General features: G+C 67.9%; 13 protein-coding genes and 1 tRNA gene. 1 reads left to right on the top strand and 13 read right to left on the bottom strand.

The window, feature by feature from the left end:
• Window positions 1–166: 166 nt before the first annotated feature.
• The 13 genes from B5F84_RS08580 to B5F84_RS09605 form a co-directional block, all read right to left on the bottom strand.
• Window positions 167–242 (bottom strand) — tRNA-Arg (locus B5F84_RS08580).
• A 41-nt stretch (window positions 243–283) separates the two neighbouring features.
• Window positions 284–928, bottom strand: a complete 645-nt coding sequence (locus tag B5F84_RS08585) for a hypothetical protein (protein ID WP_087322875.1) — start codon at window positions 926–928, stop codon at window positions 284–286.
• Window positions 929–1021: 93 nt separating this feature from the next.
• Window positions 1022–1900 (bottom strand): phosphoribosylaminoimidazolesuccinocarboxamide synthase, encoded by an 879-nt coding sequence (locus B5F84_RS08590; RefSeq protein ID WP_204205546.1) that lies wholly within the window; start codon window positions 1898–1900, stop codon window positions 1022–1024.
• A 221-nt stretch (window positions 1901–2121) separates the two neighbouring features.
• Window positions 2122–3645 carry a HAMP domain-containing sensor histidine kinase gene (locus tag B5F84_RS08595; RefSeq protein ID WP_087322878.1) on the bottom strand — a complete coding sequence of 508 codons (1524 nt, stop codon included), beginning with the start codon at window positions 3643–3645 and terminating at the stop codon, window positions 2122–2124.
• Window positions 3646–3654: 9 nt separating this feature from the next.
• On the bottom strand, window positions 3655–4377 hold the full coding sequence (locus tag B5F84_RS08600) for a response regulator transcription factor (RefSeq protein ID WP_087322882.1): 723 nt from the start codon (window positions 4375–4377) through the stop codon (window positions 3655–3657).
• A 91-nt stretch (window positions 4378–4468) separates the two neighbouring features.
• On the bottom strand, window positions 4469–5671 hold the full coding sequence (locus B5F84_RS08605) for a Tat pathway signal protein (protein ID WP_087322885.1): 1203 nt from the start codon (window positions 5669–5671) through the stop codon (window positions 4469–4471).
• Between the two features lie 16 nt (window positions 5672–5687).
• Window positions 5688–5957 carry a TIGR03905 family TSCPD domain-containing protein gene (locus B5F84_RS08610; RefSeq protein ID WP_087322888.1) on the bottom strand — a complete coding sequence of 90 codons (270 nt, stop codon included), beginning with the start codon at window positions 5955–5957 and terminating at the stop codon, window positions 5688–5690.
• A gap of 99 nt (window positions 5958–6056) precedes the next feature.
• Complete coding sequence (gene purB / locus B5F84_RS08615; RefSeq protein WP_087322891.1) at window positions 6057–7403, bottom strand: adenylosuccinate lyase; 1347 nt, start codon at window positions 7401–7403, stop codon at window positions 6057–6059.
• A gap of 231 nt (window positions 7404–7634) precedes the next feature.
• The gene (locus tag B5F84_RS09640) at window positions 7635–9251 is read right to left on the bottom strand and encodes an InlB B-repeat-containing protein (RefSeq protein WP_204205547.1); all 1617 of its coding nucleotides are present in this window, start codon (window positions 9249–9251) and stop codon (window positions 7635–7637) included.
• A gap of 159 nt (window positions 9252–9410) precedes the next feature.
• A complete protein-coding gene (locus tag B5F84_RS08625; RefSeq protein WP_087322894.1) occupies window positions 9411–10742 on the bottom strand; it encodes a hypothetical protein in 1332 nt (443 codons plus the stop codon).
• A 1-nt stretch (window position 10743) separates the two neighbouring features.
• The gene (gene argH / locus B5F84_RS08630) at window positions 10744–12135 is read right to left on the bottom strand and encodes an argininosuccinate lyase (RefSeq protein ID WP_087322897.1); all 1392 of its coding nucleotides are present in this window, start codon (window positions 12133–12135) and stop codon (window positions 10744–10746) included.
• Window positions 12136–12322: 187 nt separating this feature from the next.
• Window positions 12323–13552: an argininosuccinate synthase gene (locus B5F84_RS08635; protein WP_087322900.1), complete on the bottom strand. Its 1230-nt coding sequence runs from the start codon at window positions 13550–13552 to the stop codon at window positions 12323–12325.
• Between the two features lie 710 nt (window positions 13553–14262).
• Complete coding sequence (locus tag B5F84_RS09605) at window positions 14263–14436, bottom strand: hypothetical protein (RefSeq protein ID WP_158094522.1); 174 nt, start codon at window positions 14434–14436, stop codon at window positions 14263–14265.
• Here B5F84_RS09605 and B5F84_RS08640 point away from each other — a divergent pair.
• Window positions 14425–15222 carry a hypothetical protein gene (locus B5F84_RS08640; protein ID WP_087322903.1) on the top strand — a complete coding sequence of 266 codons (798 nt, stop codon included), beginning with the start codon at window positions 14425–14427 and terminating at the stop codon, window positions 15220–15222. The two genes, B5F84_RS09605 and B5F84_RS08640, sit on opposite strands and share 12 nt — an antisense overlap.
• Window positions 15223–15227 lie beyond the last annotated feature (5 nt).

Here is a 15227-nt window from a genome sequence, read left to right on the forward strand (position 1 = left end):
GCGCGCGATAGCATACAAAGTTGCCCGCAAAAGGCCGGTTTTTTCAGTTTCGGTCCCAAATTTGTATGCTATTCCGCCCTGCCCCCCGGCCTTCAGGCATAGACGGCAGAGTCACCCGTCACAAAGACAGGCCGCCGGGTGGATGCCCGACGGCCTGCGTCTTTTCTGGTGCCCCCGGGCCGATTCGAACGGCCGACACCCGCTTTAGGAGAGCGGTGCTCTATCCCCTGAGCTACGAAGGCATGGATGACTATTCTAGCACCCCTTGCGGCGCCCGACAAAGCTACTTGCGCTTTGCGGCCTTCTGCGCGAGACGCTCCTCCTCGGCCCTGCGGTCCTTCTCGAAGAGGTCGGCGAGCCTCTTGTCCGTCAGGCCGCGCACTCGCTTCTCGGCCTCCTTGCGATAGGGCCGGCACTTGGCGAGGTTGTAGATGAACCCGCCGATGATGCAGGCGTACCCGATCACGAGCGACCCAACCAGCAGGAGCCCGCCGGGCGTGCTGACGTCGGTCGTGTTGTTGAAGATGAAGTTGCACGCCAGGGAGATGACGGCAAAGACCATGCCCACGCCCAGGGTGATCCAGAAGGTCCGCTCGGCCTTACGGTAGCCCGGAAGGCTGCGCAGGATGATGTCATACGCGCGCAGACGCAGGTCCTCCTCCTCGCGCTCGCGACGCTTGCGGTCGCGCTTCTCCTCCTTGGTCTCCGTGCTGTCGCCGAAGGCGTTGGTCGTGGCCTTGGGCTTTGAGGAGACGCGGACGGACGCGCCCGCCTCGCGCACGGGCCTGGCCTTGGAGGCGGAGCTGCGCGAGAAGCCGCGCTTCTCCTCCTCGCCCACGCCCATGGACGCGGCCTCCTTCTTGGGACGGCCGACGGCGTTGCCCTCCGCCTCGCGACGGGCGCCCTCGATGGTGTCTCGCAGTGACATGGAACTCCTTAACGTGCGGATGAGCGTACGTAAATGGCGCACGTCGCACCTGGCGACAGGCGCACGTCGCGCTGCCGCCAGGCTGACGGACGGCTAGCGAACGGGCACGAACTCCGTGCCGGTGATGATCTGGAACGCCTCGGCGTAGCGAGCGGACGTGCCCTCGATGACCTCGGCGGGAATGCGCGGCGGCTCACCGGTCATGTCCCAGTTGGCGCGCAGCCAGTCGCGGACGTACTGCTTGTCGTAGCTCGGCTGGACCTTGCCCTCCTCGTAGGAGTCGGCCGGCCAGAAGCGGCTGGAGTCGGGCGTGAGGCACTCGTCGATGAGCGTGAGCTTGCCGTCGATGAAGCCAAACTCGAACTTGGTGTCGGCAATGATGATGCCCTGGTCGGCGGCGTAGTCGGCCGCAGCCTTGTAGATGGCCAGAGACGCGTCGCGCAGCTGGGCCGCAACGTCCTCGCCCACGATCTGGCAGCAGCGCTCAAAGGAGATGTTCTCGTCGTGGTCGCCGAGCTCCGCCTTGGTGGACGGGGTGAAGATCGGCTCGGGGAGCTTGGAGGCCTCGGTGAGCCCGTCGGGGAGCTTGATGCCGCAGACGGTGCCGTCCTCGTCGTAGGTCTTCTTGCCGGAGCCGGTGAGGTAGCCGCGGACGATGCACTCGATGGGCACGGTCTGGGCCTTCTTGACGAGCATGGAGCGACCGGCGAGGTAGTCCGCGTAGGGCTTGAACTCCTCGGGCAGGTCCGCCACGTCGCAGCTGATCATGTGGTTGGGGATGAGGTCGGCAAAGCGCTCGAACCAGAACGCGGAGATGCGCGTCAGGATCTCGCCCTTGTGGGGGATCTCGTCGGGGAGGATGAAGTCATAGGCGCTGATGCGATCGGACGCCACCATGAGCAGGCTGTCGCCGCAGTCGTAGATGTCACGGACCTTGCCGTGCGAATCCGGGCGAAGCTCCATCTGGGACATACGCCATCCTTTCGTTGTGGTTACCCTAACCAGTCAGTATACCGCCCCCGGCCGAGGGCGGGGGCGGAAAGGCCGCCGGCCAGGGGCCCAGACAAGAGGAGCCGCGGTGCCAGGCGGGCCCCGGAATCGCGCGGCGAGAAGAACCCCGGCCAGCGAAACGCCCGCGCGCAGGCGCTCGCGGCGCGACGACCCCAGCCCGGAGAAGCCGTGCGCCCGCGCCCCTACTTGTCCTGCTCGCGACGGGCGCGACGCTGGGGAATCCGCAGCGTGAAGGTGGTGCCGCGACCGAGCTCTGACTCCACGAGAATCGTGCCATTGTGCCGGTCCACGATCTCCTTGGTGATGGCCAGGCCCACGCCCAGGCCCCCAGACACGCGCTCGCGGCTCACGTCGGAGCGCCAGAAGCGGGCAAACGTCTGCGGGATGTCCTCCTTGGCAATGCCGATGCCCGTGTCCTGGACCGAGATGAGCACGTCGGAGCGCTCGGGGCGCAGGGACACCTTCACCCAGCCGTCCGCGTTGGTGTAGCGCATGGCGTTGCTCATGAGGTTGACGATGGCCTCGCGGATGAGGTCGGGGTCCACGTCCGCATAGAGCTCCCCGTGCACGGACTCGTCCACAAAGCGCAGGTGGAGGCCCTTCTCGTGAAAGAGCTGATGCTGCGAGGAGACGAGGCTCTTGACCAGGTAGACCAGGTCGGTGCGCTCCACCTTGAGCTCCGTGGTGCCGTTCTCGAGGCGGGAGAGCTTGAGCATGGCGTCAATGAGGCGGGAGAGCCGGCGCACCTCAGACGCCACGACCTCGAGGTGCTCGTCGTCTGCGGGGAGCACGCCGTCCTGCATGGCCTCGACCGTGGCCTGCATGGCCATGAGCGGCGTGCGGAGCTCGTGGGCCACGTCGCCGGTGAGGCGGTGCTCGAGCTTGAGGTCGCGCTCGATGGTGGTGGCCATGTCGTCGAAGGTCTCTCCCAGCTGGCCGAGCTCGTCGGTGCCGGAGACGCCCGTGCGCGCGGTGAGGTCGCCGTTTCTGATCTGGCGCGCCGTCGAGGTGATGCGCTGGACCGGCGCCGCCATGCCGCGCGACACAAAGTACCCGATCACGCACGCAAGCACGAGGGCGATCGCCGCGGCGCCCGCAATGGCGCCGTAGGAGTTGGTCTGAAAGGCGGCGTCCACCTTGGTGAGGAGCGCCTCGGAGCCAAAGGCCCAGATCCGGACCGTGCCCACCACGCGCCCGGAGGGGTCCTCGATCTTCGAGGTGACGAGGTCCTCCTGCGCCGTGGGCGCCACGGCGGGCACACGCTGCGAGTCGGGCACGCGCGAGGACGTGAGGGGGTGCGCCCAGGTGTCGTCGTAGAGAACGTCACCCGTGGCGTCGAGCACCTGGACCACGATGTCCGGGGAGAGGGCCGAGGTGCCTGACGCGGCCGAGACGGCGGCCTCGTCAAGGTCGCCGGACTCGGCATAGGCCTCTGAGATCGAGGCGGCCGTCGAGTCGGCGATGCTCTGCATGTTCTGGCGCGTGTAGGCCCTGAACTGCGCGCCCCACACGTTGGCGAGCACGGCCACGAGCACGAGCGTGGTCATGAGCGCCGTGAGGGCAAAGGCAAGGGTCAGGCTCGCCGCAAAGGGGCGGCCGTTCTTGGGGGAGCGCTTTATGGTGTTCCATCGGCTGAGGGTAGACGTGCGAGAAGAACCCCCGTCCTCAGGTCGGGGGCCTCCTCCGGTCACAAAGCGCGCCGACATGACGCGTCCCTACTTGGAGCTGGCGTCGGCCGCCTTCTCCGAGGCCTCGAAGCGGTAGCCCACGCCGTGGACGGTATAGAGCCAGCGCGGGTTGCGCGGGTCGTCGCCGAGCTTGGCGCGGAGGTTCTTGACGTGGGAGTCAATGGTGCGCTCGTAGCCCTCGAAGTCGTAGCCGAGGACCTTCTCGACAAGCTCCATGCGGGTGTAGACGCGGCCCGGGTAGCGCGCGAGCGTGGTGAGGAGCTTGAACTCGGAGGCCGTGAGGTCGACCTCCTTGCCCTCGACGAGCACCTTGTGGCCCGAGATGTCGATCACGAGGTCGCCAAAGTCGAGCACCTCGAGGGCGGGCTCGGCCTCGGTGTGGGCGCGGCGCAGCAGGGCGCGCACGCGGGCCACGAGCTCGCGCGGGGAGAAGGGCTTGATGAGGTAGTCGTCCGCGCCGAGCTCCAGGCCGATGATGCGGTCCTCGACCTCGCCCTTGGCGGTGAGCATGATGATGGGCACGTTGGAGGTCTCGCGAATGGCGCGGCACACGCGCTCACCGGAGAGCTTGGGGAGCATGAGGTCCAAGATCACGAGGTCGAAGGTGTGCTTCTCGAACTCCTCGACCGCGCTCTGTCCGTCGCCCACCCCGCGCACGATGTAGTTCTCGCGCTCAAGGTAGGCGGCCACCGCGTCACGGATGGCCTTCTCGTCCTCAACGAGCAGAATCTTCTTCTCATCCGAAGCCATGCTGGCCTCCTTGCGTTGCGCTTTCGGCGTCGCCGGAAATCCGGCCCGTGGTGACCCTAGTGTACCCCACTGGGCACGCTTCGAATCCCACTCACAGGCGGAAGGTCCGCACGGAGACGGAAGCGGGGTAGCCGGTGCTCGGGTCCTTGACGGTCGAGAAGGTCACAAAGAGCTCGCACGACCCCACGCGGGCGGGGAACTCCCCATAGTCCACCGCGCGGTCCATCGAGGCGAGAAGCCCGTAGGTCTTGGCGGCAAGGTCCACCAGCAGATACGAGGAGTTCCGCTTGATGAGGAAGCGGTCGCCCTTGCCGCAGCCGCACTCCGAGGGCTCCAGCGCGAGCTTCACAAACCCCGCCGAGGAGGTGCCCATGTAGGTGCCCATCTGGCCGAGCAGCCCGCCCGAGCTGTAGCTCGCCTCAACCGAGACGAGAAACCGCTCGCCCACGCGGCAGGCCCTAAACGGCCGCACGCCCTGGGGCATCACGAGCTGGTCGATCGTGGTGGAGAGGTCGTCGGAGAGCGCGTAGGCCGTCACTCCGTAGAACGTGCCCTCCTCGGCCCGGACGCGCGGCGCCAGCACCACGACGCCGTCGGAGACGGTGGGCGCCGTGGCAAAGCGGCCCGGGGACTCCACGACGGCCTTGGCGTCGGCGGCGCCCGCGTGCCAGAGGTAGCAGAAGGAGTGCTCCGCCGTCTTGGAGCCGCTCGTCGAGGGCTGGACCTGCCAGATGACGCAGTCCCCGCTCACCGCGAAGGGCGCGGGGTCAAAGTCGGCCGTGCCCTCCCAGAGGGTCTTGGTCTCGCCGCTGAGCGCCCCCTCCGAGAAGGACGACGCGTAGAGGCGCCACGCGCGCGACACCAGGTCGAGCTCAACCCAGGCGTAGAGCTCGTCGGAGCACCGCACGTCATAGATGACCGTGGTGGCCGCGGCCCCCAGGGGCTCGGGCACCACCACGGAGAGCTGCCCGGTGGCAAGGGAGAGCGCGGAGCCCTTGACCATGGGCGTCGCCGAGGATCCCGCCGAGGTCACGGGAATCCACGAGCCCTCGGCCGGGTGCAGGACGTTTCCCAGGGGGAGCGTCCAGGAGCTCTCCGGCGCCATGTCGAGGGTCACGCTCTCAAAGGAGTCCGTCACGCTGACCGCGGAGTCCTCGTCCACGACGACGGGCTCGGGGGAGGGGTCGCTCGGCGTGTGGGAGCAGCCGGAGAGAACACCCACCGCGGCCGCGACGGCACCGCCGGCGGCGACGGTCTTGAAGAGCGAGCGCCTGGTGATCTTCCGGGGGCGCATGGGTGTCCGCCCGCCGCTACTGGGCGGCGCCCGCGGCCTGCGCGGCCTCGACGAGCGCGCGGGAGAGCTGGTCGGCACACGACGTCGGGCGCGGGCCGCAGGTGTTGCCGGCGAGGACCTGGGCGATCTCGTCGACGGGCTTGCCGGCGACCAGGCGGCCGATGGCCTTGAGGTTGCCGTTGCAGCCCCCCTCGAAGCTCACGGACTCGATGGTCTTCCCGTCGTCGGAGAGCTCGAGGTGAATGGCGCGCGAGCACACGCCGCGCGGGGTGTAGTCAAAGCGCATGTCCGTTCCTCCCGTGCAAAAGGGACAGTCACTTTTGCACGCTCTCTGGTGTCTGTCGGCAGCGTGCAAAAGTGACTGTCCCTTTTGCACGGCGTGCGGTTAGTCGAAATTCAGCTGCTCCAGGCGGTCAAACACCACGCCGGCGCGCGTGAGGAAGGCGCGCGGGTCAAAGATGGCGTCGAGGACGTCCGCGGAGACGGTGCAGCGCGGGTCGGCCTCGAGCTTCTCGCGGAACGTGGTGCCGCCGGCGCACTGCTGGACCTCGCGCCACGTGGCCATGGCGTTGTCCTGGACGATCGCGTAGGCCTCCTCGCGCGTGATGCCCGTCTCCACGAGGGCGAGAAGGACCTTGGAGGAGTAGATGAGCCCGCGCGTCTTGTTGAGGTTGGCGAGCATCTGCGCCGGGTAGAGGATGAGGCCGTCCACCACGCGAATGAGGCACTGGAACATGTGGTCGAGCGCGATGAAGCTGTCGGCCTGCGCCACGCGCTCGGCGGAGCTGTGGGAGATGTCGCGCTCGTGCCAGAGGGCCACGTTGTCAAAGGCGACCTGCGCGTTGGCCTTGACCACGCGCGAGAGGCCGCAGACCTTCTCCATCGTGATGGGGTTGCGCTTGTGCGGCATGGCCGAGCTGCCCTTCTGACCCTTCTTGAACGGCTCCTCGGCCTCGAGGGTGTCGGTCTTCTGGAGGTTGCGGATCTCCGTGGCGATGCGCTCGCAGGTGGCGGCGGTGGTGGCCAGGACGCCGGCGAGGTAGGCGTGGTGGTCGCGGGAGATGACCTGCGTGGAGAGCGGGTCGTGCACGAGGCCCAGGTGCTCGCAGACGTACTCCTCGACGAAGGGGTCGATGGAGGAGTAGGTGCCCACCGCGCCGGAGATGGCGCCAAAGGCCACGTTCTTGCGGGCGTCGATGAGGCGGTCAAGGTCGCGGCGGAGCTCCCAGGCCCAGCTGCCGAACTTCATGCCAAAGGTCATGGGCTCGGCGTGGATGCCGTGCGTGCGGCCCACGCAGAGCGTGTCGCGCTCCTCGAAGGCGCGGCGGCGGCAGATCTCGCCGAGCTTCCTCACGTCCTCGATGATGAGGTCGGTGGCCTGGACGAGCTGGTAGCAGAGCGCCGTGTCGCCCAGGTCGGAGGAGGTCATGCCAAAGTGGACCCAGCGAGAGGGCTTGGGCTCGCCCTCGGGGACCTCCGCGTCGATGTAGGAGCCCATGTTGGTGAGGAAGGCGATGACGTCGTGGTTGGTCACGGCCTCGATGGCGTCGACCTCCTCCTTGTTGAACTTTGCGTGAGCGCGGATCCAGGCGGCCTCCTCGCGGGTGATGCCGATCTTGCCCATCTCGGCGTGCGCCTCGCAGGCCAAAACCTCGATCTCCTGCCAGATGGCGTACTTGTTCTCCAGCGAGAAGATGTGGCCCATCTCGGGACGGGTGTAGCGATCAATCATTGAGGCCTCCTCGGCGTCGCGCGGCGCATACGTCTCTAGTTTAGCGCAGCGTCAGGTACGCACGGGCCGCGCAGGCGATGCAGTGGACGCGACGGCTCGGGAACGTGGCGCGCGGGCGGGCGCGGTCCCCTGCACAACGAGCGGGGCCCCGCGCTCGGCAGGGCCCCGAAGGCGCCATCGTCATGATGGCGTTTGGTCGGCACGTGATGCTGGGGGAATGCCCCCTTGGCATCAGCGGACGAACCTGCGACGCAGAAGGGTGGTCCCGACGATGACCAGGACGCCGAGGGAGGCGAGCATGATCGAGGCGGCGGCGTTGGCGGTGTCGCCGGTCTCGGGAATGGACTCGTCGTTCTTCTCGTCCTTTGCCTCGGGCTTGGCGTCAGGGTCCTCCTCCCACTTGGCGTAGAGCGTGAGGTCGCCGGTCACGGGCTGGGCAAAGTCGTAGGGGTCCTTAGGCCAGGTGCCGTCGAAGAGGTACCAGCCCTTGAAGACGTATCCCTTGGCCGTGGGGTCCTTGGGCCGGGCGACGGTCCCGCCCTCGGTGACGGAAACCTTGACGTCCTCCGTGTTCACGAGACAGTCGTCAAAGGTGACCGTGAACACCTGGAGGCGCGGGGTGGTGACTGCCTCGAGCGTGGTCTCTGTGGTCGCGGCCTCGTCGGCGAAGAGCGTGCCGCACTCCGTGCACTCCCAGTACGCCAGGTTGCCGGGGGCCTCGGTCGTGGCGGCCACGGCCTCGTGGTAGGCGAGCACGTGCCCGGTTGCAGGGACCTCGAGCGACCCCTCGTCCAGCGCCTCGGTCGCGCGGGCATTGCCAAAGAGCGCGCCACAGGCGGTGCAGCGCCAGTGGGCGGCGCGCCCGGGCTCCGTACAGGTGGCCGCAATCCCCGGGACCGCCTCGAGCTGGTGCGGACTGGCGGGCGTCACCAGCTCGTCGGCCGTCACGGACACGCTCGCGTCCTCGTCGGCGAAGAGCGCGCCGCACGTCGCGCAGCGCCAGTGCGCCATCGTTCCGGCCTGCGTGCAGGTAGGCGCCACCTCGGGCACGGCCTCGAGCGCGTGGCCCGTGGCCGGAACCACGAGCTCGTTCGGCGTGACCGGGGTCGTGGCCGCCTCGTCGGCGAAGAGCTCGCCGCAGCCTGCGCACGCCCAGTACGCGGACCCGCCCTCCTCCGTGCAGGTGGCGGGAACGGCCTCGTAGGCGGTCAGCTCGTGCACGTGCGCGGGGATGGCGGAGACCACCCAGGCGCCGTCCTTCTCGACCAGCTCAAGCCCTGCGGCGAGCTCAAGCCACTCCGGCGGGCTGACGGAAAATGCGCCGCCCTCGGCAATGACCGTGGCACCATCCCCCTTGATGAGGGGGAACTCCTCCGTCGGGCCTGCCATGAGGCCGCCTCCAGCAGTGTCCTGCAGGGTGAGCGTTGCCTCACCGACCCTGAGGGTGCCGGTCAGGACGTGACCGTTCAGGTCAAGCTGCGTGTCCGTGGCCACCACAAGCGGGTCGGCGGCCAGGGTGATGTCCTCGGCCAAGACGATTTTCCCGCCCGCCTCGAGGGCGGCGGCAAGCTCCTCCGCAGAGGAAACCGCGGTCGCGGATTCCGTGGGGTCGCCCGTGGTGGCGGGGCCACCCGTGGTGTCGGGCGCGGCGCCCTCCGTCGGGTCCTCGACGCCCGTGGTGGCGGGGTCCGTCACGTCGCCGTCGTCTATCGCGACGGCACCCGGCTGGTCCCCGGCTCCATCACCCTCCATGGAAGTGGCGAGCGCGCCCGTCAGGGGCACGAGGGCAAGCGCGGTGCCGAGCAGCACCGCGAGGGGCCATCTGGCCCATCTGCGATCCCGTCTCATGATTCCCGCCCTTCTCGCGTAGGAACAGAGGGATACCTACCAAGAAGATGCCCGGGCTTGCAGAAATGCCGCATGGGGGAACCTGCCGTTCGGCTGACGGCGGGAATTGGTCGGTGTTCGGCAACGCCTCCCCAAAGCTGGCGCGGGGCGGGCGCGGCCCTATCGCTCGAGGCGCAGGTCCTCGGCCGACGTGGCCTGCATCCAGGCGATGTAGACGTTGGGGTAGTGGCCGTAGAGCACGCGCATGACGTTCATGTCCAGCGCCATGTGGCGCACGACGGACGCGACGCCGCCGATGGACTCAAACTCGTCCTGGGCCCTAATGTCCTCCGCGAGGCGGTCCTCAAAGTAGTCGACCGTGGAGGCGTCCGAGGGCTCGTAGGGGCTCTCCGTCCCCACGTTCTCCCTGAACGCCGAGCGCATGGCGTCGTAGGTCTCGTCAAAGGGCTCGCACCCGGGCTCCGGCAGCCAGAGGTCGTGTCCAAAGCGCGTGTAGCCCCAGGCGGCAAGCGGCATCCGCGGCACCATGTCGGCCGGGTTGAGCACGTTCCAGATGTTGTCGTAGAGGGCGTCGGACGCGTTGGACATGGTCGTGGTGCGCGGACACGCAAAGGTGTAGGCGTAGATGGAGTCGAGCGGCGCGAGCGGCCGCAAGGAGTCGGCGTAGTCGTCCGCGTAGCTCGCGGCGAGGTTGGCCGCCGCGGCGCCGCGGGAGTGGCCGCAGAAGAGCAGCGCGACGTCGTCGACCGAGCCGCCGTTCAGGGCGATCGACTCGATGCGGTCGGTGAGCGCGGAGAGCACCTCGTTTGCCGGCTCCGAGAAGCCGCGGTGGTCCGCCTCGGCCAGGTCAAGCTCGCGCGGGTCCCCCATGTTGGCGTCGGACAGCCACTCGGAGCCGTACGAGCCGCGGATGGAGACCAGAAGGAGCGTCTTCTCCTGCCCGGTCTGCGAGTTCGTGACCTGCTTGGACGCGATCGTGTACGCCGTGACGTCCGTGGAGTTGGTAAGCAGGTTCACGACCTCGTCGATGACCTCGCTGCGGTACTGGTAGGAGGCGGTCGAGACGTCCTCAAAGCCCAGCTCGGCGAGGGCGTCCTCCATGTAGGCGGGCGCGCCGGAGCCGGCCTGGTAGTAGGCGGACTCCGAGTTGGCGATGGCCGAGAGCACCGAGCACGTGGTCGCGAGCTCGTGGTTGTAGACGGTGGGGTCCTGGAAGAACCAGTCGTCGTCCCAGGCCACGTCCGTCGAGACCTGGGCGTCGGCAGGGGCTGCCATGCTCGTGAACTCGAGGTGCGCAATAAAGCGGCCCGTGCGGGGCTCGCCGTCAAGCAGGACGGGCATCGAGGGGGCCGAGACCGCACCCTCGCCGGCGCGCTGGGACGCAAGCCGAGCGTTCACCATCCCGGTAAGCGCGATGGCGCCAGCCGCCACAAGGGCGAGAAGAACCACGAGGACGATCGGCCACCGAGCACGCCCGTGCTCGCCGGTCACGTTAGTTCACCCTCGCTTCATCCGAGGCGAGGGCGGAGCGGGCCTCCTCGAGCTGCACGACCACCGCGTCGTGGCCGGTGCCGCCGTAGGTCACGCGCGCGGTGGCGATGCCGGCAGGGTCGAGGTCCCGCGCGATGTCCTCCTCGAAGAGCGGGCTCGCGGCGGCAAACTCCTCCGCCGTGAGGTCCTCGAGGCCCTTGCCGTGCTTCTCGCAGTACAGCACGAGCTCGCCCACCACGCGGTGCGCCTCGCGGAAGGGCATGCCCTTCTTGGCCAGGTAGTCGGCCACGTCAGTTGCCGCCGAGAAGCCCGTGCCGGCCTGCGCGAGCATGGCGTCAGCGTTGACGGTCATGGTCTCGATCATGCCCGAGGCGATCTCCATGCAGTCGGAGAGCGTGCGCGCGGCGTCGAGCGGGCCCTCCTTGCACTCCTGGAGGTCCTTGTTGTAGGCCAAGGGCAGCGACTTCATCGTGGTGAGCAGCGCCATCAGGTCGCCGTAGACGCGTCCGCACTTGCCGCGCGTGAGCTCGGCGAAGTCGGGGTTCTTCTTCTGCGGCATGATGGAGCTGCCGGTGGAGTAGGCATCCGAGAGCGTGATGAAGCCAAACTCGGTGGAGCTCCAGAGCACGATCTCCTCGCAGAGGCGCGAGAGGTGCATCATGCTCACGGCGCAGGCGTACTCGAGGTCGAGCAGGTAGTCGCGGTCGGAGACGGCGTCGAGCGAGTTGGGGATCATGCGGCTGAAGCCGAGGAGCTCCGTGGTGCGCTCGCGGTTCAGCGGGTAGGTGGTGCCGGCGAGCGCCGCCGCACCGAGGGGGTTGGCGTCCGCGGCCGTGCGCGCGGCGACGAGGCGCGTGAAGTCGCGCGAGAACATCCAGAAGTACGCGAGCAGGTGGTGGGAGAGCAGCACCGGCTGGGCGTGCTGGAGGTGCGTGTAGCCGGGCATCACGACGTCGAGGTTTTTCTCGGCCGCGTCCGCGAGCACGCGGCGCAGGGCCACGTTGCCGGCGAGCAGCTGGTCGCAGAGGTCCTTGGCGAGCAGGCGGATGTCGGTGGCCACCTGGTCGTTGCGGGAGCGGCCCGTGTGGAGCCGTCCGCCGGGCGCGCCGATCGCGCGGGTGAGCGCGCCCTCGACGGCCATGTGGACGTCCTCGTCGTTGACGTCCCAGGCAAAGGTGCCGTTCTTAATCTGCGCCGCGATGTCCGCAAGGCCGGCGTCGATCGCCGCCTGGTCCTCGGGCGAGATGATGCCCTGCTCGGCGAGCATCCGCGCGTGCGCGCGGCTGCCGGCGATGTCTTGGGCCGCCATGTTCTTGTCGACCTCAAGGCTTGCGCCAAACTCCTGCGTGAACGCGTCCACGCCCTTCTCGAACCTGCCGCCCCACAGCGCCATGTGCCCTCCTCGTTTTTCAAGCTCTCTTCCGCACAGCTTACCGCACGCGGAACGTTTTGGCCGCCCGCACGGGGGACAGGTTTGTTTCAGTCGTCGCGCGCCGCAAAGCGCGGGGCCGGCCGAGATGACCCCGGCCGGCCCTGTCATGGCGTCGTCTGTGACGGTCTACCCCGCCGCCTCTGCCAGGCTAGTGGACGGGCTGAAGGCCGGAGCCGGGGCCCTGGACCTTGGACCAGGTCTTGGACTGGAGGCCGTGGAGCTCGATGAAGCCCTTGGCGGCGCTGTGGTCGAAGGTGTCGCCCTCGTCGTAGGTGGCGAGGTTGTAGTCGTAGAGGCTGTACGGGCTGCGCACGCCGTCCACGAAGAGGCCGCCCTTGCAGAGGATGATGCGCACGTCGCCGGTCACGAACTTCTGCGTGTAGGCGTTGTAGGCGTCGATAGCGTTGCGGTTCTGGGAGAACCAGAGGCCGCGGTAGACCGTGGAGGCCCACTCGACGTCCATCTTGGCCTTCTGCTTGAGGGTCTCGGCATCGAGGCAGAGCTGCTCGAGCGTCTGGTGCGCCTGGATGAGCAGGAGGGCGGCCGGGCACTCGTAGCACTCGCGGCTCTTGATGCCCACGACGCGGTCCTCGATCATGTCGATGCGGCCGTAGCCGTTGCGGCCGGCGATCTCGTTGGCCTTGATGATGAGGCTGAGCAGGTCCATCTTCTCGCCGTTGATGGCGGTGGGGATGCCCTCCTCAAAGCTGATCACGACCTCCTCGGGCTCCGCGGGGCAGTCCTCGAGGTTGGCCGTCATCGTCCAGATGTCCGAGGGCGGCTTGTTCCAGGTGTCCTCGAGCACGCCGCACTCGATCGCGCGGCCCCAGAGGTTGTCGTCGATGGAGTAGGGCTTCTTCTTGGTGGTGGGCACGGGCACGCCGTTGGCCTCGGCCCACTCCATCTCGGAGTCGCGCGTGGTGAGGTCCCACTCGCGCACGGGGGCGATGATCTCCAGCTCGGGGTCGAGCGCGCGGATGCAGGTCTCAAAGCGCACCTGGTCGTTGCCCTTACCGGTGCAGCCGTGGGCGATGTACTTGGCGCCGTACTGGTGCGCGATGTCCACGAGGTGCTTGGAGATCAGCGGACGGCTGAGCGCGGAGAGCAGCGGGTAGACGCCCTCGTACTTGCCGTTGGCCCAGATGGCCTTGGAGAGGATCTTCGCGGCGTACTCGGCGCGCATGTCAAGCGCCTCGGAGGCGATGGCGCCCATGTCGAGGGCCTTCTGCTTGATCCAGGAGAGGTCCTTCTCGTCCTGGCCCACGTTGCCGCAGATGGCGATGACGTCGAGGTTCTTCTCGATCTGCAGCCACTTGACGATGACGGACGTGTCCAGTCCGCCGGAGTATGCGAGGACGACCTTTTCCTTCTCTGCCATGATGTTCCCTTTCCTTGGGTGGGAGCCGTGTCCTTGGGTGTGTGCTGTGTCAGCCATACAGAAAAGCCCCGACGTCGCGGGGCGCTAGAAGCCAGGTTGAACCGAGGAACCGGCAGGCTAGAGCGTCACGCGCGACGTCGCGGGCGTGATTCGTCGGTTCTGGCGTCGGGCGAGGAGGGAGGTGGCGCACACGTGCGCGCGGGAAACGTTCATCAACGTTGGCCTCCTCAGTAGTTGAGCGGGCGCGAGCTATTGGCCCGCGGCTGTCTGACGAGGCTGACTATACGGCTTGCGCGCGGGCGAGCGCCGGGGGCGCCGTGAAACGATTCTGTCTTGAAACATTCGCGGGCGCGGGCGGCGGGGTTGCAGGACCGTGCGGACGCCGGCACATAAACCGCGCTGGTTGCGCATTCCCCTTGCGTGATTAATATACAAAGTTATCTATCAAACTGAAAAAATATCTCTTTTTAAGCAATTCTTGTATACTAGCGCCACCCCACACCTCAAAAGAACGGAGGGGACATGCGCCTCGCCCTCGACGGACTTGACGCCCTGCGCGTGCTTCGTGACCGGAGAAGGCGCAGACGTCTGCCCCACGACCGCTGCGCGCTCCCCGCTCCGAGCCCCGAGCCGCGCAGGCGCTGGACCAGGGAATCGCTGCCTCTCGACGTGCTGCTGCTTGCCGACCCGCCAAGCGCCGAACGCCCCCTTCACGTGGCGGTTCCCTCGCCAAGCTCTCGCGTGCAGGCGTCCTTTGCGTCCTGTCGGGTCATGGGGCAGGGCTGCCCGACGACTCGTTCCTCAACCTCGGCGACGGGCTCTTTCTCCCCGCTCCCGAGCTGCTGTTCCTTGAGCTCGCGGAGGTTCTTCCCGTGCCCGTCCACGCGCTGCTGGGCTACGAGCTCTGCGGCACGTTTTCCCGTGACCCGCTGCGGCCGCGGACAGGAGACGTCACGCTTGACCTTAGCCCGCTCACCTCGGTCGAGCGGATAGAGCGGTTTGTTCGGAGCTGCCGGTACTGCGGAGACACGCGTCAGGCGCTCGCAACCCTCGCGTACGTGGCGGACAACGCCTGGTCACCCATGGAGGACCTGCTCGCAACAATGCTGAGCCTCCCGGTGGGCGAACTGGGGTATGGGCTGGGCCCGGTTACGATCAACGCCCGTCACTACACTGCTTCCTACCTGGTGGAACGCGGCTGCCCCGCGTCGCGCGTACCCGATATCGAGCTGGTTGGGCTACCTCTGGGCTTCAACTACGACGGCCGCCTGCACCTCGACCTTGCGTCCATAGCCAAGGCCGACGGGCCGCACGTCGAGACCGCCGTGCGGCAGGTGCGCGAGAAGTACCTCGACGACCTGCGCCGCAACCGGGAGCTCACGGCTATGGGCGTGGTCACGCTGCCCGTGACGTCGGAGGACCTGTTTCGGGAGGGCAGGTGCGACGCGCTCGTGTTCGAGGCGCTCTCGGCGCTGGGTGCCCTGGGGTTCCCGGCGTCTGACCGGCCGTGGGGCGCACTGGCGTCGCGCGTGGTATCCCGTCGCCGCCAGGAACTGCTCTGGTCGCTGCTTCCGTGGGCCGAGGCCCCGCTCTGGGCTCGCGAGCTGCTCGATCGCGAGAAGGCCGCCTTTGCAAAGGCCCGCCTCACAGAGGAGGTCATCGCGGGGTAACGGGG

The sequence above is a fragment of the Olsenella sp. An290 genome (assembly GCF_002159535.1).
In the GTDB taxonomy this organism is placed as follows: domain Bacteria; phylum Actinomycetota; class Coriobacteriia; order Coriobacteriales; family Atopobiaceae; genus Thermophilibacter.

What these genes read in the sequence shown, in the direction of transcription:
- B5F84_RS08590 (WP_204205546.1), bottom strand. Translation starts at nt 1,900, where the DNA reads ATGTCCCAGATGGAGCTTCGCCCGGATTCGCACGGCAAGGTCCGTGAC.
- B5F84_RS08585 (WP_087322875.1), bottom strand. Translation starts at nt 928, where the DNA reads ATGTCACTGCGAGACACCATCGAGGGCGCCCGTCGCGAGGCGGAGGGC.
- B5F84_RS08635 (WP_087322900.1), bottom strand. Translation starts at nt 13,552, where the DNA reads ATGGCAGAGAAGGAAAAGGTCGTCCTCGCATACTCCGGCGGACTGGAC.
- purB (WP_087322891.1), bottom strand. Translation starts at nt 7,403, where the DNA reads ATGATTGATCGCTACACCCGTCCCGAGATGGGCCACATCTTCTCGCTG.
- B5F84_RS08600 (WP_087322882.1), bottom strand. Translation starts at nt 4,377, where the DNA reads ATGGCTTCGGATGAGAAGAAGATTCTGCTCGTTGAGGACGAGAAGGCC.
- B5F84_RS08595 (WP_087322878.1), bottom strand. Translation starts at nt 3,645, where the DNA reads ATGTCGGCGCGCTTTGTGACCGGAGGAGGCCCCCGACCTGAGGACGGG.
- B5F84_RS09640 (WP_204205547.1), bottom strand. Translation starts at nt 9,251, where the DNA reads ATGAGACGGGATCGCAGATGGGCCAGATGGCCCCTCGCGGTGCTGCTC.
- B5F84_RS08605 (WP_087322885.1), bottom strand. Translation starts at nt 5,671, where the DNA reads ATGCGCCCCCGGAAGATCACCAGGCGCTCGCTCTTCAAGACCGTCGCC.
- argH (WP_087322897.1), bottom strand. Translation starts at nt 12,135, where the DNA reads ATGGCGCTGTGGGGCGGCAGGTTCGAGAAGGGCGTGGACGCGTTCACG.
- B5F84_RS08610 (WP_087322888.1), bottom strand. Translation starts at nt 5,957, where the DNA reads ATGCGCTTTGACTACACCCCGCGCGGCGTGTGCTCGCGCGCCATTCAC.